25 protein-coding genes are annotated in these 22,174 nt (G+C 58.6%); 15 read left to right on the top strand and 10 right to left on the bottom strand.

What is annotated here, in order from left to right; all coding sequences use genetic code 11:
* The first annotated feature begins 62 nt into the window (after positions 1 to 62).
* The 5 genes from AC2FHX_RS16220 (at position 63) to AC2FHX_RS16200 (ending at position 3,579) form a co-directional block, all read left to right on the top strand.
* Positions 63 to 596: an invasion associated locus B family protein gene (locus AC2FHX_RS16220; protein WP_142637215.1), complete on the top strand. Its 534-nt coding sequence runs from the start codon at positions 63 to 65 to the stop codon at positions 594 to 596.
* Positions 597 to 771: 175 nt separating this feature from the next.
* Positions 772 to 939, top strand: a complete 168-nt coding sequence (locus tag AC2FHX_RS16215; RefSeq protein WP_185956689.1) for a hypothetical protein — start codon at positions 772 to 774, stop codon at positions 937 to 939.
* A gap of 142 nt (positions 940 to 1,081) precedes the next feature.
* Positions 1,082 to 1,459: a lysozyme inhibitor LprI family protein gene (locus AC2FHX_RS16210; protein WP_271949559.1), complete on the top strand. Its 378-nt coding sequence runs from the start codon at positions 1,082 to 1,084 to the stop codon at positions 1,457 to 1,459.
* Positions 1,460 to 1,537: 78 nt separating this feature from the next.
* Positions 1,538 to 2,728: a dual-specificity RNA methyltransferase RlmN gene (gene rlmN / locus AC2FHX_RS16205; protein ID WP_271949561.1), complete on the top strand. Its 1,191-nt coding sequence runs from the start codon at positions 1,538 to 1,540 to the stop codon at positions 2,726 to 2,728.
* Positions 2,729 to 2,997: 269 nt separating this feature from the next.
* Complete coding sequence (locus AC2FHX_RS16200; RefSeq protein WP_271949563.1) at positions 2,998 to 3,579, top strand: cytochrome P460 family protein; 582 nt, start codon at positions 2,998 to 3,000, stop codon at positions 3,577 to 3,579.
* A 7-nt stretch (positions 3,580 to 3,586) separates the two neighbouring features.
* Here the strand turns inward: AC2FHX_RS16200 and AC2FHX_RS16195 are convergent, their stop codons facing one another.
* Both AC2FHX_RS16195 and AC2FHX_RS16190 read right to left on the bottom strand, forming a co-directional pair.
* On the bottom strand, positions 3,587 to 3,925 hold the full coding sequence (locus tag AC2FHX_RS16195) for a hypothetical protein (RefSeq protein WP_271949566.1): 339 nt from the start codon (positions 3,923 to 3,925) through the stop codon (positions 3,587 to 3,589).
* Positions 3,922 to 4,842 carry a DnaJ C-terminal domain-containing protein gene (locus tag AC2FHX_RS16190; protein WP_271949567.1) on the bottom strand — a complete coding sequence of 307 codons (921 nt, stop codon included), beginning with the start codon at positions 4,840 to 4,842 and terminating at the stop codon, positions 3,922 to 3,924. Before AC2FHX_RS16190 ends, AC2FHX_RS16195 begins: the two co-directional genes overlap by 4 nt.
* A 160-nt stretch (positions 4,843 to 5,002) precedes the next feature.
* Between AC2FHX_RS16190 and AC2FHX_RS16185 the strand changes: the two genes are divergently transcribed.
* Positions 5,003 to 5,386 (top strand): hypothetical protein, encoded by a 384-nt coding sequence (locus tag AC2FHX_RS16185; RefSeq protein ID WP_142637207.1) that lies wholly within the window; start codon positions 5,003 to 5,005, stop codon positions 5,384 to 5,386.
* Here the strand turns inward: AC2FHX_RS16185 and AC2FHX_RS16180 are convergent, their stop codons facing one another.
* Together AC2FHX_RS16180 and AC2FHX_RS16175 are read right to left on the bottom strand one after the other, a co-directional pair.
* A complete protein-coding gene (locus AC2FHX_RS16180; protein ID WP_496702770.1) occupies positions 5,387 to 6,484 on the bottom strand; it encodes a cystathionine gamma-lyase in 1,098 nt (365 codons plus the stop codon). It abuts the gene before it with no gap.
* Between the two features lie 3 nt (positions 6,485 to 6,487).
* Entirely contained in the window at positions 6,488 to 7,330 is an 843-nt protein-coding gene (locus AC2FHX_RS16175) for an LOG family protein (RefSeq protein ID WP_496702768.1), read from the bottom strand.
* A 79-nt stretch (positions 7,331 to 7,409) separates the two neighbouring features.
* Between AC2FHX_RS16175 and AC2FHX_RS16170 the strand changes: the two genes are divergently transcribed.
* Positions 7,410 to 8,327 carry a threonine/serine dehydratase gene (locus tag AC2FHX_RS16170; protein ID WP_496702766.1) on the top strand — a complete coding sequence of 306 codons (918 nt, stop codon included), beginning with the start codon at positions 7,410 to 7,412 and terminating at the stop codon, positions 8,325 to 8,327.
* Positions 8,328 to 8,435: 108 nt separating this feature from the next.
* Complete coding sequence (gene dapD, locus AC2FHX_RS16165; protein WP_271949578.1) at positions 8,436 to 9,263, top strand: 2,3,4,5-tetrahydropyridine-2,6-dicarboxylate N-succinyltransferase; 828 nt, start codon at positions 8,436 to 8,438, stop codon at positions 9,261 to 9,263.
* 65 nt (positions 9,264 to 9,328) lie between these two features.
* Here the strand turns inward: dapD and AC2FHX_RS16160 are convergent, their stop codons facing one another.
* Positions 9,329 to 9,664 (bottom strand): cupin domain-containing protein, encoded by a 336-nt coding sequence (locus tag AC2FHX_RS16160; protein WP_142637196.1) that lies wholly within the window; start codon positions 9,662 to 9,664, stop codon positions 9,329 to 9,331.
* Positions 9,665 to 9,781: 117 nt separating this feature from the next.
* Between AC2FHX_RS16160 and AC2FHX_RS16155 the strand changes: the two genes are divergently transcribed.
* Positions 9,782 to 10,126, top strand: a complete 345-nt coding sequence (locus tag AC2FHX_RS16155; RefSeq protein ID WP_039539567.1) for a DUF8846 family protein — start codon at positions 9,782 to 9,784, stop codon at positions 10,124 to 10,126.
* On the opposite strand, the gene AC2FHX_RS16150 is transcribed toward AC2FHX_RS16155, so the two are convergent.
* Complete coding sequence (locus AC2FHX_RS16150) at positions 10,123 to 11,181, bottom strand: transporter substrate-binding domain-containing protein (RefSeq protein ID WP_496702764.1); 1,059 nt, start codon at positions 11,179 to 11,181, stop codon at positions 10,123 to 10,125. The genes AC2FHX_RS16155 and AC2FHX_RS16150 overlap by 4 nt on opposite strands.
* Positions 11,182 to 11,389: 208 nt before the next feature.
* Here AC2FHX_RS16150 and dapE point away from each other — a divergent pair, with 208 nt between their 5' ends.
* The 3 genes from dapE to rnr are packed head-to-tail and all read left to right on the top strand — an operon-like array spanning position 11,390 to position 15,417.
* On the top strand, positions 11,390 to 12,529 hold the full coding sequence (gene dapE, locus AC2FHX_RS16145) for a succinyl-diaminopimelate desuccinylase (RefSeq protein ID WP_496702762.1): 1,140 nt from the start codon (positions 11,390 to 11,392) through the stop codon (positions 12,527 to 12,529).
* A 3-nt stretch (positions 12,530 to 12,532) separates the two neighbouring features.
* Positions 12,533 to 13,108 (top strand): TIGR04282 family arsenosugar biosynthesis glycosyltransferase, encoded by a 576-nt coding sequence (locus AC2FHX_RS16140; RefSeq protein WP_496702760.1) that lies wholly within the window; start codon positions 12,533 to 12,535, stop codon positions 13,106 to 13,108.
* A gap of 47 nt (positions 13,109 to 13,155) precedes the next feature.
* Complete coding sequence (gene rnr, locus AC2FHX_RS16135) at positions 13,156 to 15,417, top strand: ribonuclease R (protein ID WP_496702758.1); 2,262 nt, start codon at positions 13,156 to 13,158, stop codon at positions 15,415 to 15,417.
* 31 nt (positions 15,418 to 15,448) lie between these two features.
* On the opposite strand, the gene AC2FHX_RS16130 is transcribed toward rnr, so the two are convergent.
* Together AC2FHX_RS16130 and AC2FHX_RS16125 are read right to left on the bottom strand one after the other, a co-directional pair.
* Positions 15,449 to 15,847, bottom strand: a complete 399-nt coding sequence (locus tag AC2FHX_RS16130) for a DUF1801 domain-containing protein (protein ID WP_496702757.1) — start codon at positions 15,845 to 15,847, stop codon at positions 15,449 to 15,451.
* A complete protein-coding gene (locus tag AC2FHX_RS16125) occupies positions 15,844 to 16,557 on the bottom strand; it encodes a glutathione S-transferase family protein (RefSeq protein ID WP_496702755.1) in 714 nt (237 codons plus the stop codon). Before AC2FHX_RS16125 ends, AC2FHX_RS16130 begins: the two co-directional genes overlap by 4 nt.
* A 67-nt stretch (positions 16,558 to 16,624) precedes the next feature.
* Between AC2FHX_RS16125 and AC2FHX_RS16120 the strand changes: the two genes are divergently transcribed.
* Both AC2FHX_RS16120 and AC2FHX_RS16115 read left to right on the top strand, forming a co-directional pair.
* A complete protein-coding gene (locus AC2FHX_RS16120; RefSeq protein ID WP_496692550.1) occupies positions 16,625 to 17,338 on the top strand; it encodes a helix-turn-helix transcriptional regulator in 714 nt (237 codons plus the stop codon).
* Positions 17,339 to 17,400: 62 nt separating this feature from the next.
* A complete protein-coding gene (locus AC2FHX_RS16115; protein ID WP_496702753.1) occupies positions 17,401 to 18,699 on the top strand; it encodes a lytic murein transglycosylase in 1,299 nt (432 codons plus the stop codon).
* 73 nt (positions 18,700 to 18,772) lie between these two features.
* Here AC2FHX_RS16115 and AC2FHX_RS16110 read toward each other — a convergent pair whose 3' ends face one another.
* Both AC2FHX_RS16110 and AC2FHX_RS16105 read right to left on the bottom strand, forming a co-directional pair.
* Complete coding sequence (locus tag AC2FHX_RS16110; protein ID WP_496702751.1) at positions 18,773 to 20,170, bottom strand: aspartate aminotransferase family protein; 1,398 nt, start codon at positions 20,168 to 20,170, stop codon at positions 18,773 to 18,775.
* A 75-nt stretch (positions 20,171 to 20,245) separates the two neighbouring features.
* Positions 20,246 to 20,929 (bottom strand): GntR family transcriptional regulator, encoded by a 684-nt coding sequence (locus AC2FHX_RS16105; RefSeq protein ID WP_271949594.1) that lies wholly within the window; start codon positions 20,927 to 20,929, stop codon positions 20,246 to 20,248.
* 141 nt (positions 20,930 to 21,070) lie between these two features.
* Between AC2FHX_RS16105 and AC2FHX_RS16100 the strand changes: the two genes are divergently transcribed.
* Entirely contained in the window at positions 21,071 to 22,156 is a 1,086-nt protein-coding gene (locus AC2FHX_RS16100) for a polyamine ABC transporter substrate-binding protein (protein WP_142637176.1), read from the top strand.
* Positions 22,157 to 22,174 lie beyond the last annotated feature (18 nt).

Below are 22,174 nucleotides of genomic sequence, written 5' to 3'. Positions count from 1 at the left end.
TCAGGGTTCGCGAGCCATTCCGGTGGGTATGAGGTATTAGGTCGAGCTAGGAGGCTGGACAGATGGGATCAAAGCTCGTCCGCGTAATCGCGGGCCTGTGCGTGGCAGGGATGACAACGGCTGCAACCGCTCAGCAGGCAGACAGCACCAATAGAGTATCCGTAAACACCGACTGGAGTGTGTTTGTGGAAGAGGACCCAACCGAATGCTGGAGCGTTGCAACGCCGGATGAAACCGTCAACACGCGCGGCGGGCGCGTTGTTTCGGTGAGGCGCAGCGACATCCTGCTGTTTGTCGTATTCAGACCTGATCCCGATGTGAAGGGGCGCGTTTCATTCACCGGGGGCTATCCGTTTGCCGCGGGATCGACCGTATCTGTATCCATCGACGGAAACAGCTTCGAATTCAGCACCGAAGGCGAATGGGCCTGGCCCGCGTCAGAGGGTGATGACCAAAAAGTAATCGCTGCCATGAAAAGCGGTACCGAAGCAGTGCTGACCGCCCGGTCCGAACGCGGCACTCAGACCAAAGATACTTTCTCATTGCTGGGCTTCACAGCCGCTTTAGACGACGCCGAGAAACGCTGTACCAACTGAGCGCGCCAGCGCTCGGGCATTGGCCAGGCTCGCAAAGTGGTGCCAGTTTCGCAGGATAGGACCGCCCTCCTTCATAGCTTAACTTAACGTCATCTATAAATTTGATCTGCGTCAACGCTCCGCGCTCTGAAATACTGAACTAATCGGTTCAAGCAGAGAGAAAAGGAGAGCATCGATGCAGAAGAAAGTTTTGGGCCTGTTTGTGCTGACCGCCGTCGTATTGCTGAGCGCTTGTGATAAATCCGCTGAGACATACCCGGTTTCGGGAGAGCAATGTGGGCCAAACGATCCGGTCAAAACGCTGGACGCCGAGGATTGCTTTATTCCACCAGCAGGTGCGTGATCCAATACGGCTGGCCTGGAAACGTCCGGGCGGCATAAGAGTTCGAATGACCGCGGGGTTGATCCCCGCGGTTTTTTGTAACCTCTGGCGTCGCTATGCTAAGCTGAGCGCGTTAGTTTAACGACCCTTCGAGGAGTATGTCATGCGTTTGGTGATACTGGCTGTTTTAACCCCCACGTTGGCTGTGGCGGATCCTGCAATGGAATGCACGAACGCAAGTTCACAAGTCGAAATCGGATCTTGCGTTGCCAGTATGGAAGCGGGGGTTGAGGCCGCGCTGACCGATAGTTTTGGCTTTGCCATGGATGCAGCCAACGCGTTGGACGAGGTGACCGGACGGACAAGCGCGGCGCCTGCGATGGAGGCGGCGCAAAGCGCGTGGGTCGGGTATCGTGATGCGCAGTGCGAGGCGGTCGGCGCGTCTTTTGGTGGTGGGTCGGGAACCGGCATTGGTATCACCTCTTGTCGGATTGAATTGGGGCGCCTGCGGATTGACGAATTGCTGCGTTTTGTAAATTAGGCGCGACGAATTCTTTTGATCTTTGCGCGCAGTCCTATATAGAGGCGCATTCCAAGCCAGAATCTTCGAGACCCACCTATGTCGCCCAAAGCGCCGATCACTCAAGACGTCATGACCATCCCCCGCAAATTGCCGGAGGGGAAGGTGAACCTTGTCGGGTTGACCCGGGATCGCCTGCGCGAGACCCTGATCGAACACGGCACGCCTGAAAAACAGGCCAAGATGCGCACGGGCCAGATCTGGCAGTGGATTTACCAATGGGGTGTGCGCGACTTTGCCGAGATGACCAATCTGGCCAAAGCCTATCGCACCCAGCTGGCCGAGCATTTCGTGATCGAAATCCCCGAGGTTGTGACCCGACAGGTGTCCGAGGATGGCACACGCAAGTATCTGGTCCGTATTGCTGGCGGCCATGAGGTCGAGGTGGTCTATATTCCCGAGGACGATCGCGGCACGCTGTGTATCTCGTCTCAGGTCGGTTGCACGCTGACTTGTTCCTTCTGCCATACAGGCACGCAGAAACTGGTGCGCAACCTGACGGCGGCGGAAATTGTCGGTCAGGTGATGATGGCGCGGGATGATCTTGACGAGTGGCCGGTACCGGGTGCGCCCAAGGACGAAACCCGCCTGCTGTCGAACATCGTTCTGATGGGTATGGGCGAGCCTCTTTACAATTTTGAGAACGTCCGCGACGCGATGAAAATCGCGATGGACCCCGAAGGTATCTCGCTGTCTCGCCGCCGGATTACCCTGTCGACATCGGGCGTGGTGCCCGAGATTGCGCGTACCGCGAAGGAAATCGGCTGCCTGCTGGCAATTTCGTTCCACGCGACGACCAATGAAGTCCGCGATGTGCTGGTGCCGATCAACAAACGCTGGAATATCGAAGAGTTGCTGCAGGCTTTGGCCAGCTATCCCAAGGTTTCCAATTCGGAACGGATTACGTTTGAATACGTGATGCTTGATGGTGTGAATGACAGCGATGAGGATGCGCATCGTCTGATCGAACATATCAAGCGCCACAAAATCCCGGCCAAGATCAATCTGATCCCGTTCAACGAATGGCCCGGCGCGCCGTATAAGCGCAGCTCAAACAATCGTATTCGGGCTTTTGCCAATATCATCTATCAGGCCGGGTATGCCTCGCCCATCCGCAAGACGCGGGGCGAGGACATTATGGCGGCCTGCGGTCAGCTGAAATCGGCCACCGAACGCGCCCGTAAATCGCGCAAGCAGATTGAGGCCGAGGCCGGTCTCGACCGCGGATAAGCGGCTGAATAGAAGGGCGTCGCAAAATTAATTTTTGGGGCGCTGTCTATCGAATGCAAAATTTGATATGTTTCATTGGCTAGGTGTGGATGCACCAGGCTCACTTGCGCACAATAGGGTGAGTTCGGTGGCTGGCATGTGGCAAATTCGTTCACGGCGGCTACCTTGTATTTCAGCTCCGTGTGCCGATTGCGGCATAACAGGTTACGAGTTGGGTTATCTCTATGATGTTTCGATTGAAAATTCCGTACTTTAATTTTGTTTTAGTTTTGGCTTGTGCGGCCGTCGCCGTAACTGATGCTGTTGCGCAGTCAAATGATGAGGATGCTCATCTGGCTATCGAAAATCCGGCTGATCTGACCAAGGATGACGCGCGTGAAATTTATGACTCGTTGCAGCGCCGGATGGCACGCGGCTATGCCGCAGCGCAGTTGGATCTGCTTCTGAATTACCAAAACTGGCCGCTGTACAACGATGCGCCCTATATATCTGAAACCCATGGTCGGCGATTTGTGAACAGCTATGCAAACCGGATGGCGTATAATTATGCAACCCTGACGGAAGGCGAAAAGCTTCCGGTGGGGTCTGTGCTGGCCAAGGACAGCGTGACCGTTACGGATGAGGGGAAAAGCCATCCCGGCGCGATGTTCGTCATGCAGAAACTGGCCGAGGGCGCCAACCCTGCTACGGCTGATTGGCGTTATATCATGGTCATGCCGGATGGGTCATTGTTTGGGGACACGATGGGGGATCGCGCCAACGCAGTTGCGTATTGCCACGATTGCCACGAGGCGGTTGCCGACCGAGATTACACATTCTTCGTTCCCGAAGAATATCTGGTCGACAATTAGGCCTCTCTCACCCAAATCTCGCGGTGCCGATCACTTTGATCAGTTGCTGACGAACCGGATCTGGCTGCGCTGCGACGGCGTTCAGGACCTCTCGAAGTTCTGCGCGCAACCCATGCAACTGGTCGATCAGGGAAATCATCATCGACACTGCGTCTGCCTCCATTTCGTATTGGTCGTGCAACTCGCAGGCCAACTCCAGCCGGGCAACGTCGATGCTGTGATAGACCAATCCGCGATCTGTTTGTTCGGGGATCACGATTTCGGCGGCCAGATATTCTGTCAATCGGGTCGAAGTCAGCCGGGCTACGGCGGTGATCAGTTCCTCTTCGGTCAGGGTGCGGGTCATGACGGCATTCCTTTGCGTGGGTCATAGCGGTGGGTTTCTCGCCATGAATCCATAAATTGCCTCAACTCATCATCGATTTGATCGGGCATTGAAATGGTCAGCTCGATCAACTGGTCGCCCCGTTCGGCCGAGCCGCGCTTCTTGACGCCCTTACCCCGCAGGCGCAGGGTTCTGCCGCTGCTGGTTCCGGCCGGAACGGTCACGTTTACGCCCCCATCGATCGTGGGCGCCGCCACTTTGCCGCCCAGCACCGCCTCATCAATCGTGATGGGCAGCGTGATGTGAATGTCATTTCCCTGACGGTCGAATACCGGATGATCCGCGACTGATACTGTCACCAGCGCATCGCCGCGCGGCCCCTCACCATAGCCAGCGGCACCCTTGCCCCGCAGGCGAATGGTCTGACCGCTTGTGATCCCTGCGGGTATCTTGACTTCGATCCGGTCCCCATCCGGCAGGGTCAGCTTCTGGCTGGCGCCAAACACCGCATCCAGAAAGCTGATCTGAAGCGTGAAGTTCAGATTGTGGCCAGGCGCGTGAAACTCGCGGCCGCCTTGCCCACCAAATCCGCCGCGACCCCGCATGAATTCGGCAAAGATATCCGACATGTCGTCCGGGTCCGTCGCCTGCCCGCGATAGGGGTTGCCGGCAGCTTCGGCGTAATCGCGATAGTATTGCTGTTGCGGGCGTTCCTGTCCCGAGGCATCAATCTCACCATTGTCATAGCGTTTGCGCGTCTCAGGATCTTTCAACAGATCATAGGCCGCGGCGGCGGCCTTGAACTTGGCTTCGGCCTCGGCGTCCCCGGGTTTCAAGTCCGGATGGCATTCCTTGGCAATACGCCGATACGCTTTTTTGATTTCAGCGTCGCTGGCATCTTTGGCCACGCCAAGTGCGGCATAGGGATCGTCGCTCATCTCACCTCTCATGGATGGGGGAAGGGCTGATCATGATGAAGGTATTTTATCACGTGATTTCAACAGGTCAAAAAGAACCGGTGGCTAAATTGGTTCGCAAGTTTCGCAATCTCTGATACTATCAGGCTGTTTCATATTATTCATTGACGGAGATCAGCCGATGACGCGCAGACTTAAATCGGTTCTGGCCCTGCTGGCGGGCAATGCCATTGGGTTAATGTTGGCCGCTTTGCTACTGACCGGTTTTGCAATCAAGCCGATTTCATTCATCGTTGTGGTGATCGTCTTCACGCTGGTGCAGGTGGTGGCCGAACCGCTGATCCTGAAGTTGGGTGAGAAAAGGGCGCCTTCGTTGAAAGGTGGGATCGCGTTGATCGTGACCTTTGTCGGCCTGCTTGTGACCGATCTGGTGACCAATGGGCTGACGGTTGGCGGAATTTCCAACCTGCTGGCTGCGACACTGCTGGTCTGGCTGGGCGCGCTGATCGCCAGCGTAGTGCTGCCGATCTACGTGTTCACCGAGCTGCGCACGCCCAAAAAGTAATTACAGTGCGTTCAGGCTGGCATCGATTGCCTGCCAAAGCTCAACCACCGGCTCGCATCCCACGGACAGACGGACAAAAGCGGGGTCAACGTCGTCGCCCCAACGGGCGCGGCGCTCGGCCGAGCTATGGACGCCGCCAAAAGACGTCGCAGGGCGCAGCATTGGACAGGTGTTGATGAAGGTTTCGGCCTTGGCCTGGGTTTCCAACGTGATCGAAAGAAGGAATCCGAACCGCGTGGTCTGAGCCTGTGCCAAGGTGTAGGATGGGTCACCTGGCAGGCCGGGATAGCGGATGTCTTTCACAGACGGATGCGCCGCCAACCGTTCTGCCAACATCTGGGCCGAGCTGCACATCCGGTCAAACCGAACATCCAGTGTTTCCAGCCCACGATGCAGCAACCAAGCCTCGTGCGGACCGGGGATCGCGCCAGAGACACGCCGCCATTCCTCGACCCGCTCCATGACATCTGTATTGCGGCTGGCCACATGGCCCATCAGCAGATCGGAATGCCCACCCATGGCCTTGGTGTCCGAGGACACGACGATATCTACGCCCATATCCAAAGGACGCTGGCCCAGTGGTGTCATGGTTGTGTTGTCAGCAATGGTGATCCCACCAGCTGCGCGCACGGACGACGCGATGGCTGGCAGGTCCATCATATCCAGACCAGGGTTCGAGGGGCTTTCGACAAAGACCACATCGATGCCGTCGAACCCGCCTTCGGAAAAGGCGGTTGTCGGGCGTTCTGTCACGATGACACCCAGACCAGACAGAAATCGGTCGGCCAGCACGCGAGTGACGTAATAGCCATCCGACGGGATCAGGATGCGCGACCCGGCTTTGACCGTGGCAAACAACGCGGCCGAGATCGCCGCCATGCCCGACGGGAAAGCCAGGCAGGGGGCGTCTTCAAGATGGGCGAGAACCTGTTCCAGATGTTCCCAGGTTGGGTTGTTGACGCGACCGTAGAAATCATGCCCGTCCGGTGCGCCGGGCAGGTGGAACATACTGCTTTGGGTCAGGGGCAGGGCCACGGGCTCGCCCTTGGTCAGTGCGTTGCCCCGCAGATGCAGCATCTCGCCGGTCTTGCGCCCCATCGTTTAGCGCCCCGGTATTTCGTCACGGGGCGGGGTGGGTTCCCATTTATCGATTATGTCGACCGCCTCTTGCGCGGTATCGACGAACCGGAACAGGTCTAGATCCTCGTCCGAGATGGTGCCGGCGTCGGCCAGCGCCTCCCAGTTGATGACCTTTTCCCAGAACGCGCGACCGAATAGCAGGAAGGGCACACGCTCCATACGGCCGGTTTGAATCAGGGTCAGGGACTCGAACAGCTCATCCATGGTGCCAAAGCCGCCGGGGAAGATGGTGATGGCGCGGGCGCGCATCAGGAAATGCATCTTGCGGATGGCGAAATAGTGGAAGTTAAAGCTGAGCTCGGGCGTAACGTACAGGTTCGGTGCCTGTTCATGCGGCAGCACAATGTTCAGGCCGATGGAACAGCCGTTCGCATCCTGCGCGCCGCGGTTGCCAGCCTCCATCACGCCGGGGCCACCGCCGGTGACGATTACATTCTCTCGCCCGCCGGTTTCGTTCGACTTCTCGGTCATCAACCGGGCAAACTCGCGCGCTTCGTCGTAATACTCCGACAGCCCGGCCAGCGTTTCCGTCCGCGCGGTGTGTTTCTGTGATGGCTCAGGGATACGCGCGCCGCCGAACATGACGATGGTCGAGGTGATCTCACGCTCGGTCATGATCATCTCGGGCTTGAGCAGTTCCAGCTGCAAGCGCACCGGGCGCAGCTCATCCCGGCACAGGAAATCCTCATCGGCAAAGGCAAGGCGATAGGCGGGTGAGCGCGTTTGCGGGGTGTCGGGTACCTCGCTTGCGGTCGAACGGTCGGTCTGCGCGTCGCGAAACGGGCTGAGGCGGTATTCTCTCATGGGGTAACGATCCCTGCTTGCGTGTTTTCCAAACAGCTATAGGGTTCGGGCGCAGAGTGCCAGTCACGGAAAGATGAGAATGAATTGGAAGAGCGAAATACTGGCGGCACAGCACCGCATAACCGGCTATGCACAAGTGACGCCAGTCACGGAAAGCCGTGCCCTGGGGCTGGATTTTCCGGTGGAAATGAAGCTGGAGCATATGCAGCACACCGGCAGTTTCAAAGCGCGCGGGGCGTTTAACACTCTGATCAGTTCGGATGTGCCCGAGGCCGGGGTTGTGGCCGCATCGGGTGGCAATCACGGCGCAGCGGCCGCCTTTGCCGCGCAGGCGCTGGGCTATCCGGCCAAGATTTTCGTGCCCGAACTGGCGGGGCCATCCAAGATCGCGCTGATCGAACAGACCGGCGCGGATTTGAGCGTGATGCCGGGTGAATATGCCAACGCCTTGACAGCCGCGCGGGCGCATGAGGAGGCCACGGGCGCGATGCAGATTCACGCCTATGACGCCCCCGCTACGGTCGCCGGGCAGGGAACCTGCTTTGCCGAATGGGAGGCACAGGGCCTGAAAGCGGATACCGTATTGATCGCGGTGGGCGGTGGCGGTCTGATCGCCGGGGCGCTGGCCTGGCTGCAAGGCACGCGCAAGGTCGTGGCGGTTGAGCCGGAAACCTCCTGCGCGCTGAATGCAGCCCTGCAGGCGGGAGAACCGGTGGATGTGTCCGTCTCGGGCATTGCGGCAAATGCGCTGGGCGCGCGGCGGATCGGCTCGATTTGTTTCGATCTGGCACAGGGCGTGCAATCAGTTCTGGTCAGTGATGAGGCCATCGCGCAGGCGCAGAAGGTCCTGTGGCGGGCGCATCGGATTCTGGTGGAACCGGCAGGCGCAACCGCCTTGGCTGCGCTGCTTTCGGGGGCTTACACGCCAGAGCCGGGCGAACGGGTGGCGGTGCTGATCTGTGGTGGAAACATCTCACCGGACCCTCTGAACGGCTGAAACCGGAACAAACAGCCGCAAAGCGCGCGCTCAGCGTCGCATTGCAGCCAGTCCGTCGCTTGCGTATAGGCAACACAAGCGTGAACAGAATCTGCAGGGAGCCGCCAAATGTCCAACGCGCAACTGGAAGCCGCCATCGAAGCCGCCTGGGAGGCGCGAGATGCCATCACCCCCGCCACCACCGGCGAGACACGCGAAGCGATCGAAGATACGCTGAACGCGCTGGACAGCGGGTCGCTGCGGGTCGCGGAAAAGCAAGACAGCGGCGACTGGCATGTGAACCAGTGGGCGAAAAAAGCGGTTCTGCTGGGCTTTCGCATCAAGGATATGGAAATCCAGACCGGCGGCGCTCAGGACGGCGGCTGGTGGGACAAGGTAGACAGCAAGTTCGCGGGTTGGGGTGAAAACCAATGGCGGGCCGCTGGCTTTCGCGCGGTGCCGAATTGCGTCGTTCGCAAATCCGCCTTTATTGCGCCCGGCGTGGTTCTGATGCCGTCCTTTGTGAACCTGGGTGCCTATGTGGACGAGGGCACAATGGTTGATACTTGGGCCACCGTCGGGTCATGCGCGCAGATCGGCAAGAACGTCCATCTGTCGGGCGGTGTTGGGATCGGCGGCGTTCTGGAACCGATGCAGGCGGGTCCGACCATCATCGAAGACAACTGCTTTATCGGCGCCCGGTCCGAAGTGGTCGAAGGCTGCATCGTGCGCGAAGGCTCGGTTTTGGGCATGGGCGTGTTCATCGGCAAATCGACCAAGATCGTCGACCGCGAAACCGGCGAGGTCACCTATGGTGAGGTTCCGCCCTATTCGGTGGTTGTTGCGGGCTCGATGCCGTCCAAGAACAACATCAACCTCTATTGCGCTGTGATCGTGAAGCGGGTGGATGAAAAGACCCGCTCGAAAACCGGGATCAACGAGCTGCTGCGCGACTAATACTGGGCGCGGATCAAACAAGGGGGCTGCAGCGCGATCCGCTGCGGCCCTTTTTTTGTTATCGCTTACCCTTTGACCGGATAGCGGTCCGGTTCTTCGAACACATCAATGACGCGCGACCCGGCTTTGATCTTGCCGCCATGCTCCACTCCTGCGGGGATCGAATAGCTGTCACCGGGGCCATAGCTCTTGGTTTCATCGCCAATGGTCAGCTCAATCTCACCTTCGACCACAGTTCCCCATTGTGCCAGATGGGAATGAAGGGGCAGTTCGAAATCCTGAAGAAAGGTAAAAAACGCCACCAGCCCCGCGTCTGATCTGATCACGGCCGTTTGCACCACATCTTCGGGGAAGGGCACGTCGAGGCTTGGGAATCCTGTGATGAAATCCGGATAAGTCATGGCAACGTCCTTTTGTGATCGGTGTCAGGTTACTGCGGGCACTATGGCGGCACAGGCGATCCACTGCAATTCCCCGGCTGCTTGACCGCAGGCAGGTGCGCGGCTATGGCCCCTTGCATGGAAAAGCAAAAGAAACCTTCGCGTCAGCAGGTCTATACCCTGCTTGTGCAGATCGGTCGCAAGGATGGCGATGGCCTGCCCGACGGCGCAACCGGGGCGGCATTGATGTGTTTTGCCAGCGGCGTCGACGAGGCCGAGGCCGTGCGCGAAACGGTGGCGATCCTGAAACAGGCAGATACCGCGCCTTTGGATGTCACAGGCTATGGCACTTTGGCCGAACGTGAGGCGCAAGGTCACGAGATCGACCCGGATGAACGGGCCCTAATGCAGCGTGCGCTGGATGAAAATGCAGTGATCGTGGCGCAGATGACCCCGTTTTTCGGGGATGAAGAGACGGCTTAGTTCCGCGCCCCAAACCACTTGCGATAAATCTCGTCATAGGTGCCGTCTTCGCGCAGCGCCAGCAGCGCCTGGTTGACGTCTTCGACCAGCGGAGACCCGGTAGGGAAGGCAATACCGTAATTCTCGCGCAGGAATATACCGCCTGTCATCGAGGCAATCCGGCGGCCTTCATGGGCGGCGAAATAGGACAGGATCGGCGCGTCGAACACGATGGCGTCCAGTTCCTCGTTGCGAAAGGCTTCAAGCATGGGGTCGAGCCCATCATAGTTGGTAAACTCGATCTCGCGGCGGTTCAGAAAGTTAGCAGCGGTTGAATTCGAGATTGTTCCGACCTCTTTGCCGTAAAGGTCATTTATCGAATTCACGCTGCCACTGATTGCATCCACTGTCATGACCGAGGTGATCCGCGCAGTGAAGACCGAGACGATAAACAGCGAAGATACAACCAGCACTACACCCAGAATTCGACCAAATGGCGTGCGCGGCATTCGTTCCTCAAACCCGCCATTGACCACCAGGTTCAAGGCCCACCAGAATGAGGGGAACCAGGCCTCGTCAAGCTTGCGGTCGAAATAGGGCTGCGAGCGGCGCTCGAACACCCACATCAGCATGCCGCCGCCAAGAAGGATAGCAAAGGCAAGCCCGATAGCAATGAACAATTCGCGCGACAGTAACGCATGTAGCAGTGACGGGCGGCGCACCGCGTCCGATGGCACCATGATCTGCAAACCAGCCTCGAAAATCGGCTGGCTGAAGTCCATCTGCGTTTCTCGCGAGGCAGTGATCGAGATATTGGCTATGGCCAGATCGGCGGATCTGCCCTGCACTGCGCCCAGCATGTCACCAAAGGCGTCGGAACGTTGGATGGAATAGTCCCAATTCAGGGATTCAGCCAACGCCTCAAGCAGGTCCATCGAGAATCCGGTTTGGGCTCCATCTTCGACAAAAGAAAACGGAGGCCGTGTCACGGTCGAAACCGTCAGCGTCTGGGCCTGGCTTTGCTGGCCGAGAACGGCGAAAGTCAGGCAGATCAATGCGAAAAGAGCACGTGTCATCGTAAAATCACCTGTTTCGCGGCCCTCTAGCGCATATTCGAACCGGCAGACAAGGCAATCGCAGCGTAAGGCCCCATGTTTTCCGGGGGTGTCAGTTCGATACAAGGTGGAAAAAGCCCGCGGTTTCTGGCCTGTTGGGGTTGGCAATCGGGCCAATTCGTTGAATCTGTGCACGAACCTGAAAGAAATTTTATGGAAAGGGCCCACCATGACAGATCCGATTGCGTTGACGGCCGACCTGATCCGTTGCCCATCGGTCACACCTGAAGAAGGTGGTGCCCTTGTCCTGCTGCAGGATGTGCTGTCACAGGCGGGGTTTGATTGTACCCGTGTTGATCGCGCCGGCATCAGCAATCTGTTTGCGCGATGGGGTGCAAAAGGTCACGCCCGAAGCTTTGGTTTCAACGGTCACACCGATGTTGTTCCAGTGGGCGACGAGGCCGCTTGGACCACACCGCCTTTCGGGGCAGAAATCCGGGAAGGGTTCATGTATGGGCGCGGGACCACTGACATGAAATCGGGTGTGGCGGCCTTTGCAGCGGCGGCAGTGGATTTTGTACGCGACACGCCACCCGACGGGGCCATCATCCTGACGATCACGGGTGACGAAGAGGCTGATGCGCTGCATGGCACCACCGCCCTGCTTGACCATATGGATCAATGCGGCGAGCGGATGAGCGTCTGCCTGGTCGGTGAACCCACCTGCCCGAACAGGATGGGTGAAATGATGAAGATTGGCCGTCGCGGCTCGATGACCGCCTGGTTTACCGTAACAGGTGTGCAGGGCCATTCGGCCTATCCGCACCGGGCAAAGAACCCACTACCCGCCATGGCCCGGCTGATGGACAGGCTGGCCAGTCACGAGTTGGACCAGGGCACCGACCATTTCGATGCCTCGACGCTGGCGGTTGTGGCGATCGACACCGGCAATTCCGCCACAAACGTCATCCCGGCACAGTGCAGCGGGGCGGTGAACATCCGGTTCAACGACCTGCATTCCGGCGCCAGCCTCAGCGATTGGCTGCAAGCGCAGGCGCGCGATGTGGCCACCGCGTTTGGTGTCGAAATTGACGTGCGTATCAAGATATCGGGCGAAAGCTTTCTGACCCCTCCTGGCCCTCTGTCGGAATTGGTGGCCAAAGCGGTTGCGGCTGAAACCGGGGTCACGCCCGAGATGTCGACAACCGGGGGTACTTCGGACGCGCGTTTCGTCAAGGATCATTGTCCGGTTGTCGAATTTGGTTTGGTCGGCAAAACCATGCATCAGGTGGATGAATGCGTTGAGGTGGCGCAGATTGAACAGCTCAAGGCGGTCTATACCCGTATCCTGACCGACTATTTTTCCTGATTCATGCAGCGCACCCTAGTGATCATGGTGAAAGAACCGCGCCCGGGCCGTGTCAAGACCCGGTTGGGGCGCGATATCGGTATGGTCGGCGCGGCATGGTGGTTTCGCCATCAGACCCGGTCGCTGATCCGGCGTCTGCGCGATCCGCGCTGGCAGATCGTGCTGGCGGTTTCGCCGGACCGCGAAGGGCTGACCAGTCGCATCTGGCCCGCCGACCTGCCCCGAGCACCGCAGGGACAAGGGAACCTCGGCGACCGTATGGGCCGGATACTGCGGGACATGCCAACAGGGCCAGTTTGTTTGATCGGTGCGGATATCCCGGGGGTTACACGGGGGCATATCGCGCGCGCGTTCCGGGCATTGGGGCGCAACCAGATGGTGTTTGGTCCGGCCCCGGATGGCGGATATTGGCTGGTCGGGGCGCAGCGCGTTGGTGCCTTGCCGCACGGCTTGTTTCAAAACGTGCGCTGGTCTACGGAACATGCGCTGGCCGACACGCTGGCCTCGATCCCCGGATGCCGGGTGGAGATGCTGGATCAGCTGCGCGATGTCGACACGGTTGCTGATCTGCAAGCCTGACCCTTTTTGGTCATGACGCCGCCGCATCTCCGTGATAGGCCGAAATCATGACTCGCATCCCTACCAAGCAAGAGGTCCTCGATTGGATCTCGGCGAACCCCACCCTGACCTCGAAACGCGACATTGCTAAAGCCTTTGGCATCAAGGGCGCGGATCGGATCGACCTGAAACGGATCCTCAAGGAACTTGAGGCCGAAGGGCATCTTGAAAAGCGCAATCGCAGCTATCGTGACCCGGATCGTCTGCCGCCTGTCAGCGTGTTGCAGGTGAAGGCGCCGAATGCCGATGGTGATCTGTTCGCGCGCCCGCTGGAATGGCATGGCGAAGGGGTCGAGCCGGTTGTTCTGATGATCACCCGCGCAAGTGACCCGGCGCTGGGTGAAGGCGACCGCATTCTGGCCCGCCTGACCGTGGTGCATGAGGAAGACCATAATTACGAGGCCCGCCTGATTCGCCGGATCGGAACCAACCCGCGCAAGATCGTCGGTATCTTCCGCAAAGGGACCGAGGGCGGACGGATCGTGCCCATCGACAAGGCCGGACAGAACGAGTGGCTGGTCAATGAAGGTGCCGTACTGGGTGCAAAAGACGGTGAGTTGGTCGAGGCCGAACAGGCCGGACCCAAGACCCGCATGGGCCTGCCACGTGCCCGCATTGTCGAACGGCTGGGCGACCCGTCGGCCCCCAAGGCCGTGTCGCTGATCGCCATTCATCAGCATGGCATTCCCGATGACTTCCCCGACACAGTGATTGCAGAGGCCGACAAGGCCAAACCCGCTGGCCTGAAAGGGCGCGAAGATCTTCGGGATATTCCGCTGCTGACCATCGACCCCTCAGACGCGCGGGATCATGATGATGCCTGTTTCGCTCATGCTGACGATGATCCTAAGAACCCCGGGGGGCATGTTGTTTGGGTCGCCATTGCTGATGTCGCCGCCTATGTGCAGCCCGGTACGGCGCTGGATCGCGAGGCGCGCAAGCGGGGCAACTCCAGCTACTTCCCCGACCGCGTGGTGCCGATGCTGCCGGATCGGCTGTCCGGTGATTTGTGTTCGTTGCACGAAGGCGTCCCGCGCGCGTGTATCGCCGTGCGGATGCAGGTCGACGCCGAGGGCAACAAGATCGGCCACCGGTTCGTGCGGGGGCTTATGCGCTCCGCCGCCTCGCTGCATTATACCGAGGTGCAGGAGGCCATCGATGGCGCCCCCAATGACCGCACCGGGCCGCTGTTAGAGACCGTACTGAAGCCGCTCTATGCTGCTTATGCTGCACTGAAAAAGGCGCGGGGTGTGCGGCAACCGCTGGAACTGGACCTGCCGGAACGCAAGATTATCCTGAGCGATACGGGCGACGTTCAAAGCGTGGCTTTCCGCGACCGTCTGGACGCGCATAAGCTGATCGAAGAGTTCATGATCCTCGCCAATGTCGCTGCGGCTGAAACCCTGATCGCCAAGCGCCGCCCGCTGCTGTTCCGTGTCCACGAAGAACCAGCACCCGAGAAGCTGGAAAGCCTGCGGGAAACGGCTCAGGCGGCGGGGTTGAATTTGGCCAAGGGGCAGGTGTTGCAGACCCGCCACCTGAACGCACTGCTGAATGCGGCTGCGGGCACCGAGGATGCAGAGTTGATCAACCTGACCACCCTGCGGTCGATGGCGCAGGCCTATTACAACGCTGAGAATTTCGGCCATTTCGGGCTGGCGCTGCGGAATTATGCACATTTCACCTCGCCCATCCGGCGCTATGCCGACCTGATCGTGCACCGCGCGCTGATCTCGGCCCATGGCTGGGGTGCCGATGGCCTGACCGAGGATGAGATCGCCCGGCTGGACGAAACTGCCACTCATATCTCGGATACCGAACGCCGCTCGATGATGGCGGAACGAGATACGACCGACCGGTATCTGGCGGCTTATCTGAGCGAGCGTGTTGGGACTGAGTTCTCGGGTCGGATCAGTGGTATCGCCCGGTTTGGGGCTTTCGTGAAAATGGACGAGACCGGCGCGGACGGTCTGGTACCGGTGCGATCCTTGGGGCGCGAGTTCTTCCATTTCGACCGGGAGGCCGGAACCCTGATGGGGTCGGACACCGGGCTGATCATAGCCATCGGCCAACGCGTCACCGTGCGTCTGACCGAGGCGACACCTGTGACGGGTGGGCTGGAGTTGGAGCTGTTGTCGATCGACGATCAGGCTCTGCCGACGGGGCGCGGAGGAGCATCCAAGCGCCCAACGCGACGCAAGGCGGTCAGCACCAAGCGCAAGAAGGACAAGATCAAACGCAAGGTGGAACGCAAACGCCGTCAGAAGTGAGTTCGCATCTCGGGAACAAGGCGCATGTAAGTCAGCCTTTTGCGGGAAGGTGATAGGTCAACGCGCGGGCTATCAGCCAGCCATGGCGGGTGGCGTCGATCTGATCCGGATCATCAAACAGAACTGCCCGGTTGCCGTCTATCCGATCTTCGCCCGGAAAGGCCGAGGTGAAATCGCCCATCAACCGGCTTTGGCAATGCACGAACAGGGCAAAGCGGGCCACTTTGTGCCCGCCCAATCGGATCGTGGATCCCTTGGGCGCCAGATAGGCGGGCTGCCCCCAGCGCAATGCCTCTTGCAACGGCTGCGCGCGGGGCAACGAAGTGGCGGTTTCCAGGATCAACTGACGCAGCGCAAGAGCCCCGGCACGTGTGCCTTCGGGCAGGGCTTGATAGGCCGCTGCCACTGCGGGATCGTCAAATTGTGTCATGACAGCGGAATTGCCTGCTCCATCCGGTCTATGTAGTCGCTCAACAGCTTATCCTGTTTGATCCGCTGGGTCAGCGGTGTATCGGCCGGAGTCGCGCGCATCGCGGCAAGCATGGGGGCCACGCTCATATCCACCGAGGTCGGGGTTTCTCCCATCAAATAGGTCGACTGCCATAGATAGGCCGAGATCGCCTCAAGATCGCGTTCCAGCCTGTCCTGACGTTCCGCATCTGAGAATCGAGAGACGCCCTGAAACCCCAATCCTTTAACAACGTTCTTGCGGATGGAATTGGCAACCGGATTGCGGATCAGGGCGGGGATGCCAGTGAAAAAGGTCTTATACAGAATCGGCCAGACTTCGTCATTGGCCCAACGGTCCTGGACGATCTGAAAATACAGATGCTCTTCGGCCAAACGGATCAATGCGCGCGATTGAGCTTTTTGCAGATCGCTCAGCCCGTGATCAAAATCACTACCTTGCGTCTCAAGCCAGTCGCGGATCAGGTCGCTGTCGGGGATCAGACGCTGCGGCGTGCGCAGAACCGGCAGCTTCTGATGCGGCATCTTGCGCGGATCAAGGAGGTCAGATCGCTGCCAGCGTTGGCCCGATGTTTGCAGCATTAGTGCCGTCTTCACGCAAAACGGGCTGGCGCTGAACAGGCCAAAGGCAGAGGGGTAGGTCAAAAGGGTCAGCATCTTGGGCTCCATCATGGGTATAGGTGATGGGTATGCCGAGCTAATGACAATTTCTGTCATTAGAGATAAAGTAACCTGCATTATGACCCGCACCGCCCGTTTGTTCCAATTAATGCAATCCTTGCGCTCTGGCCCGTCGCCAAGAACGTCGATTGAGCTGGCTCAGGATCTGGGCGTTTCGCCGCGCACGATTCACCGAGACATCGATTCATTGCGCAGCCTCGGCGCTGTGATCGACGGAGAGGCGGGGTTCGGGTTCACCCTGATCGAGGACGCCACCCTGCCACCGCTTGGCTTCACCGATGATGAGCTTGAGGCCCTGGTGCTTGGCCTGCGCGAGGTACAATCCATTGGTGATCCCGGCCTCTCTGAGGCTGCCAGCGAAGTTCTGCGCAAGCTGCAGGGTCGTTTGCCACCGCGCCAGTCCCAACGCCTCAGCCATGCGGTGCTGACCGCCACACGGTTTGACCGGCCGGCGAAACCAACGGTGGATGTCGCTGAACTGCGGCGGGCCACCTGGGACGAACAGACGATCGAATTTTCCTATTGGGATGCCAAAGGCGACGAGACCCATCGCTGCGTAAATCCGTTGAGCATCGTTTACATGGACCGCGCCAGCGTGCTGATCAGCTGGTGTCTGTTGCGGCAGGATTTCCGCGTGTTTCGGTTGGATCGCATGCAAGAGATGCAGATTACCGGGGCCTCGTTCCGGCCCAATCGGGTCCCCCTGCTGCGCGAAGCTCTGAACCGGCTGCGGTCCGAGCGAGAGGCGAGAGACCGCGACTCGGAAAGCTGAGCGCTTTGAGATTTGCCGTTTTTGCGCTATCCTGTGGTTGAGCAGTTATCAGGAAATTCGGAATGCGTAGATGCGTAAGCGGCGTTATGACCGCAGCATTATGGGCATCCATCGTACAGGCGGAGTCCATCAAAAGCCCGGAAGGGCCACAGCCGATACAATTGGCGTCGGCTGATCTTACAGTCTCAATCCGACCGGTCGTCCGACCATCGGAGGAGATGTATCGCGTGTCAGAAGAAAGAAGCGCCCGGTTTCAGGCGTGGCTTGGTGATTTTCGGACGCGGGCACAGGCCCAGGGTATCTTGCCCGGCACTCTGGATCACGCGCTAGCGGGGCTGGCCTATGACAAGGATATTATCAAGCGCGATCGCAATCAGGCCGAGTTTACCAAGCCGATATGGGACTATCTGGATGCGGCCGTTTCTGATCGGCGCGTCGCAGACGGTCGCGCGGGGTTGGAACGCCATGCCGCAGTGCTGACCCGGATTGAAGCGCAATATGGGGTCGAAAAAGAGGTCGTGACCGCGATTTGGGGGCTTGAGACATCTTTCGGCACATTTCGGGGGTCGGATCAGACGATCCGTTCGCTTGCGACGCTGGCCTTTGATGCCCGACGGGCTGAGTTCTTTGAAACGCAACTGATTGCCGCCTTGCGGATCATTCAGGCAGGCGATGTCAGCCCCGCAACGATGGTCGGAAGTTGGGCCGGAGCAATGGGGCATACGCAATTCATGCCGACCTCGTTTCTGGATCACGCCGTGGATTTCGACGGTGACGGGCGGCGGGATATATGGACGGATGACCCGACCGATGCGCTGGCCTCGGCAGCGGCCTATCTGGCGCGTCATGGGTGGACCAAGGGACAGCCATGGGGTGTTGAAGTGCGCCTGCCCGCCGGGTTCGATTTTGCAGCCGCGAGACGCGATTACACGCTGCTGCCGTCAGGTTGGGCGGCGCTGGACGTGGTCGGGTGGGATGGGCGGCCCATTGCGGATCATGGTCAGGCAGCGATTTTGTTGCCAGCAGGCGGTGAAGGCGTCGCATTGATGATCTTCGACAATTTCCGCGTGATCGAGCAATACAACGGTGCAGATGCCTATGTGATCGGCATTGGGCATTTGTCCGATCGTCTGGCGGGCCGCGCGGCGTTTCAGGCCGAGTGGCCTCGGGGTGATCGGGCGTTGAGCTTTGCTGAGAAGAAGGAATTGCAGCTCCGGCTGACCGAGGCCGGGTTCGATACACAGGGGATCGACGGGCGCACCGGCCCGAACACCACCGAGGCGGTTCGGGCCTATCAACTGGCACAGGGGCTTTTGCCGGACGGCTATGCCTCCGCGCCGCTGTTAGAGCGGTTGAGGTAGGGGAGGGGGCTCTGCCCCCGTCGCCTGACGGCACCTCCCCCGAGGTATTTTCTGCCAGATGAAGCTGCGCGGGTCAGGAGGCCGCTTTCATCAGGCCCTGTGCGATGATCTCGGCCTGTGCCTCGTCCAGCGATTTGAGGATGCGTACGAGCATCTCATCAATTTCCGCGGGTGTCAGAACCAGCGGAGGAGAGATGATCATCCGATCGCCCACATGGCGCATCACCAGGTTGTTGGCAAAGCACCGATCGCGACAGATATAGCCGACAGTGCCCGGATCGGACGCGAATTTGGCACGGCTGGCCTTGTCCGGTGTCAACGCGATTGACGCCATCATGCCGACAATCTTGGCTTCGCCCACTAGCGGGTGATCGGCCAGCGCCTCCCATTTTTTCTTCAGATAGGGGGCGGCTACGTCGCGGACATGCTCGACGATCTTTTCTTCTTCAAGGATGCGCAGGTTTTCCAGTGCCACGGCTGCAGCGACCGGATGGCCGGAATAGGTGTAGCCGTGATTGAACTCGGTTCCGCCAATGACCTCGGCAATCTCGTCACTCACGATGGACCCGCCAATAGGCGCATAGCCCGAGCTGAGCCCCTTCGCGATGGTCATGATATCGGGGCGAATGCCAACGGTTTGAGACCCAAACCAGTTGCCTGTGCGACCAAAACCGCAGATGACCTCATCCGCAATCAGCAGGATATCGTATTTGTCACAGATGCGCTGAATTTCAGGCCAGTAGGTATCCGGTGCAACAATCACGCCACCTGCGCCCTGTACGGGTTCGGCGATAAAGGCTGCGACGCGGTTTTCGCCCAGTTCCTCAATCGCCTCTTCCAACTCACGCGCGCGGGCCAGGCCGAATTCTTCGGGAGACATGCTACCACCTTCAGCCCACCAGTTTGGTTGGTTGATATGGTGGATATTCGGGATCGGGATTCCACCCTGCGCGTGCATCCCTGCCATGCCGCCCAACGACGCCGAGCCGACCGAAGAGCCATGATAGGCGTTATGGCGGCTGATGATGATGTTCTTGTCGGGCTGGCCTTTTTCGGCCCAATAGGTCCGAACCAGACGGATGTTTGTGTCATTCGCCTCAGACCCGCCGGCTGCAAAGAACACATGGTTCAGATCGCCCGGCGCAAGTTCCGCGATCTTCGCGGCCAGCGCGATGGCAGGGACGTGGGTCGTTTTGAAAAAGGTATTGTAATACGGCAGTTCGCGCATCTGGCGGGCTGCGACCTCGGCCAGTTCATCGCGACCATAGCCGATATTGACACACCACAGGCCCGCCATTGCATCGAGTATTTCTTCACCCTCGCTGTCCGTCAGGTAGACGCCCTTCGCACGGGTGATCACACGCGCGCCTTCTTTCCCTAGGGCGCCATTGGCCGAAAAAGGGTGCATGTGGTGGGCGGCGTCCAAGGCCTGCAGCTGGGCCGTGGGCAAATGGTTTGTGATGGTCGACATCGGAAAATCTCCTGCAAGAGCGATTGGCAGCTACAATATGATCAAATTTTTTCCTGTCAATCGAATCGGACAGATCTAAGCGTTGACTAAGGCGTCTGCCATCAGCTCCATGCCCTGTTCGATATCTTGTGCGGTTGCTTTTGCTGCCATATCCGCGTCCTGATTGCGCAACGCCGAAATGATATCCTTGTGGCGGTCCGGCAGGCTCTGAGTGCCGAATCTACCACATACAACGCGTAAAGACGGCCCGAATCTAAGCCACAGGCGCTCGGCCAGATCATTGAGAATCGGGGCGTTTGCATGGCCGTAAAGCGTTTCGTGAAACCGGTGGTTGAGGCGCAGATAGCCGCTGACGTCTCCGTCGCTGATAGTGCGATCCAGACGTTGGTCGATCTGCTCAAGATGATCAATGTCCTGAGGTGTCACATTCGCAGTTGCACGCCTCGAAAGCTCTGATTCTATTTTGATTCTTGAATAAATCATCTGTTCGACGTCGCCGTCGGTCAGAAGAGGAACACTCACTCGGCGGTTGCCCTGAAACACCAGAGCACCATCGGATATCAGGCGTCTGATAGCCTCCCGCACAGGGGTCATTCCAACACCCAGCGAATCAGTGAGACCCTGGATCGTGACGGGTTGCCCCGGCACCAATTCGCCGTACATGATTTGTGATCTGAGGGTATTATAGACCTGTTCATGCGCAGGTCGTTTTTCACGCGCACCGTCAGTGCTGGATGCCTTATTTTTGATCAAATCCAAGTGGTTTGCCCTGTTTCCCGCTATGTTGACTTGTCAGGTTTCTGACCTCGTGAAACCATACGACGGATCGTGCGAAAACGCAAAACTTGATCAAATCCAAAAAAACGGGAAAATAGCGCGTACACTTGCAGGGAGAATAATATGACAATCAAAACGCTGACCATGACAGCGGTCATCGCATTGGGGACTTCGGCGGCCTTCGCTGAAGAGGTGCGTGTTTACAACTGGTCCGACTATATCGACGAAGAGCTTCTGACAAAGTTCGAGGAAGATACCGGTCTGACCCTGATTTATGATGTTTTTGACAGCAACGAGGTATTGGAGACCAAGATGCTGGCCGGTGGATCAGGCTATGACGTGGTGGTGCCTTCGGGTACTTTCCTTCAGCGTCAGATCCAGGCTGGAGCCTTTCAGGCGCTTGACGCTGCACAGCTGTCGAATTCAGGCAATCTGTGGGATGTGATTCAGGAACGTACTGCCGGGTATGACCCGGACAACGCCTATTCTATCAACTACATGTGGGGCACAACCGGGCTTGGTGTAAATGTTGGAAAAGTGCAGGAAGCGTTGGGCGAGGATGTTGCGCTGAACAGCATGGATCTGGTTCTGAAACCCGAGAATATGGAGAAACTTGCATCCTGCGGCGTTCATTTCCTGGATGCTCCGGCAGAAATCATTCCGATGGTTCTGCAATATCTGGGTGAAGACCCGGACAGCCACGACAAAGATGTTATTGGCAAGGCCGAGGCGGTTTTGACCAGCGTTCGACCACACATTCAGAAGTTCCACAGTTCGGAATATATCAACGCATTGGCCAATGGCGACATCTGTGTTGCCGTGGGATGGTCGGGTGATATCCTGCAGGCCCGCGATCGTGCGGCCGAAGCCGATAATGGTGTTGAAATTGAGTACCATCCCTTTGCTGAAGGGTCGTTGATGTGGTTCGACCAGATGGCGATTCCGGCTGATGCTCCGAACCCGGAGGGTGCGCATAAATTCCTGAATTTCATTCTGGATGCCAACAATATGGCTGCGGCCTCGAACTATGTTTACTACGCCAATGGCAACAAGGCTTCGCAAGAATTTCTTGAGGAAGACGTGATCGGTGATCCGGCCATCTATCCGGATGATGCGACCATGCAAAACCTCTATATCACGACGCCTTACCCGTCGAAGATACAGCGGGTCGTGACCCGTTTGTGGACCAAGATCAAATCGGGCACCTGATCCGGCTTGTTTCAGCAG

Source organism: Ruegeria sp. CDSC042 (assembly GCF_059610745.1).
The sequence above is the reverse complement of the archived record's forward strand: the minus strand, read 5'-3'. Positions and strand labels throughout refer to the sequence as shown.

Coding starts and splice junctions, on each gene's coding strand:
- AC2FHX_RS16220 (WP_142637215.1), top strand. CDS start 63: ATGGGATCAAAGCTCGTCCGCGTAATCGCGGGCCTGTGCGTGGCAGGG.
- AC2FHX_RS16215 (WP_185956689.1), top strand. CDS start 772: ATGCAGAAGAAAGTTTTGGGCCTGTTTGTGCTGACCGCCGTCGTATTG.
- AC2FHX_RS16210 (WP_271949559.1), top strand. CDS start 1,082: ATGCGTTTGGTGATACTGGCTGTTTTAACCCCCACGTTGGCTGTGGCG.
- rlmN (WP_271949561.1), top strand. CDS start 1,538: ATGTCGCCCAAAGCGCCGATCACTCAAGACGTCATGACCATCCCCCGC.
- AC2FHX_RS16195 (WP_271949566.1), bottom strand. CDS start 3,925: ATGACCCGCACCCTGACCGAAGAGGAACTGATCACCGCCGTAGCCCGG.
- AC2FHX_RS16190 (WP_271949567.1), bottom strand. CDS start 4,842: ATGAGCGACGATCCCTATGCCGCACTTGGCGTGGCCAAAGATGCCAGC.
- AC2FHX_RS16185 (WP_142637207.1), top strand. CDS start 5,003: ATGACGCGCAGACTTAAATCGGTTCTGGCCCTGCTGGCGGGCAATGCC.
- AC2FHX_RS16180 (WP_496702770.1), bottom strand. CDS start 6,484: ATGGGGCGCAAGACCGGCGAGATGCTGCATCTGCGGGGCAACGCACTG.
- AC2FHX_RS16175 (WP_496702768.1), bottom strand. CDS start 7,330: ATGAGAGAATACCGCCTCAGCCCGTTTCGCGACGCGCAGACCGACCGT.
- AC2FHX_RS16170 (WP_496702766.1), top strand. CDS start 7,410: ATGAATTGGAAGAGCGAAATACTGGCGGCACAGCACCGCATAACCGGC.
- dapD (WP_271949578.1), top strand. CDS start 8,436: ATGTCCAACGCGCAACTGGAAGCCGCCATCGAAGCCGCCTGGGAGGCG.
- AC2FHX_RS16160 (WP_142637196.1), bottom strand. CDS start 9,664: ATGACTTATCCGGATTTCATCACAGGATTCCCAAGCCTCGACGTGCCC.
- AC2FHX_RS16155 (WP_039539567.1), top strand. CDS start 9,782: ATGGAAAAGCAAAAGAAACCTTCGCGTCAGCAGGTCTATACCCTGCTT.
- AC2FHX_RS16150 (WP_496702764.1), bottom strand. CDS start 11,181: ATGACACGTGCTCTTTTCGCATTGATCTGCCTGACTTTCGCCGTTCTC.
- dapE (WP_496702762.1), top strand. CDS start 11,390: ATGACAGATCCGATTGCGTTGACGGCCGACCTGATCCGTTGCCCATCG.
- AC2FHX_RS16140 (WP_496702760.1), top strand. CDS start 12,533: ATGCAGCGCACCCTAGTGATCATGGTGAAAGAACCGCGCCCGGGCCGT.
- rnr (WP_496702758.1), top strand. CDS start 13,156: ATGACTCGCATCCCTACCAAGCAAGAGGTCCTCGATTGGATCTCGGCG.
- AC2FHX_RS16130 (WP_496702757.1), bottom strand. CDS start 15,847: ATGACACAATTTGACGATCCCGCAGTGGCAGCGGCCTATCAAGCCCTG.
- AC2FHX_RS16125 (WP_496702755.1), bottom strand. CDS start 16,557: ATGATGGAGCCCAAGATGCTGACCCTTTTGACCTACCCCTCTGCCTTT.
- AC2FHX_RS16120 (WP_496692550.1), top strand. CDS start 16,625: ATGACCCGCACCGCCCGTTTGTTCCAATTAATGCAATCCTTGCGCTCT.
- AC2FHX_RS16115 (WP_496702753.1), top strand. CDS start 17,401: ATGCGTAGATGCGTAAGCGGCGTTATGACCGCAGCATTATGGGCATCC.
- AC2FHX_RS16110 (WP_496702751.1), bottom strand. CDS start 20,170: ATGTCGACCATCACAAACCATTTGCCCACGGCCCAGCTGCAGGCCTTG.
- AC2FHX_RS16100 (WP_142637176.1), top strand. CDS start 21,071: ATGACAATCAAAACGCTGACCATGACAGCGGTCATCGCATTGGGGACT.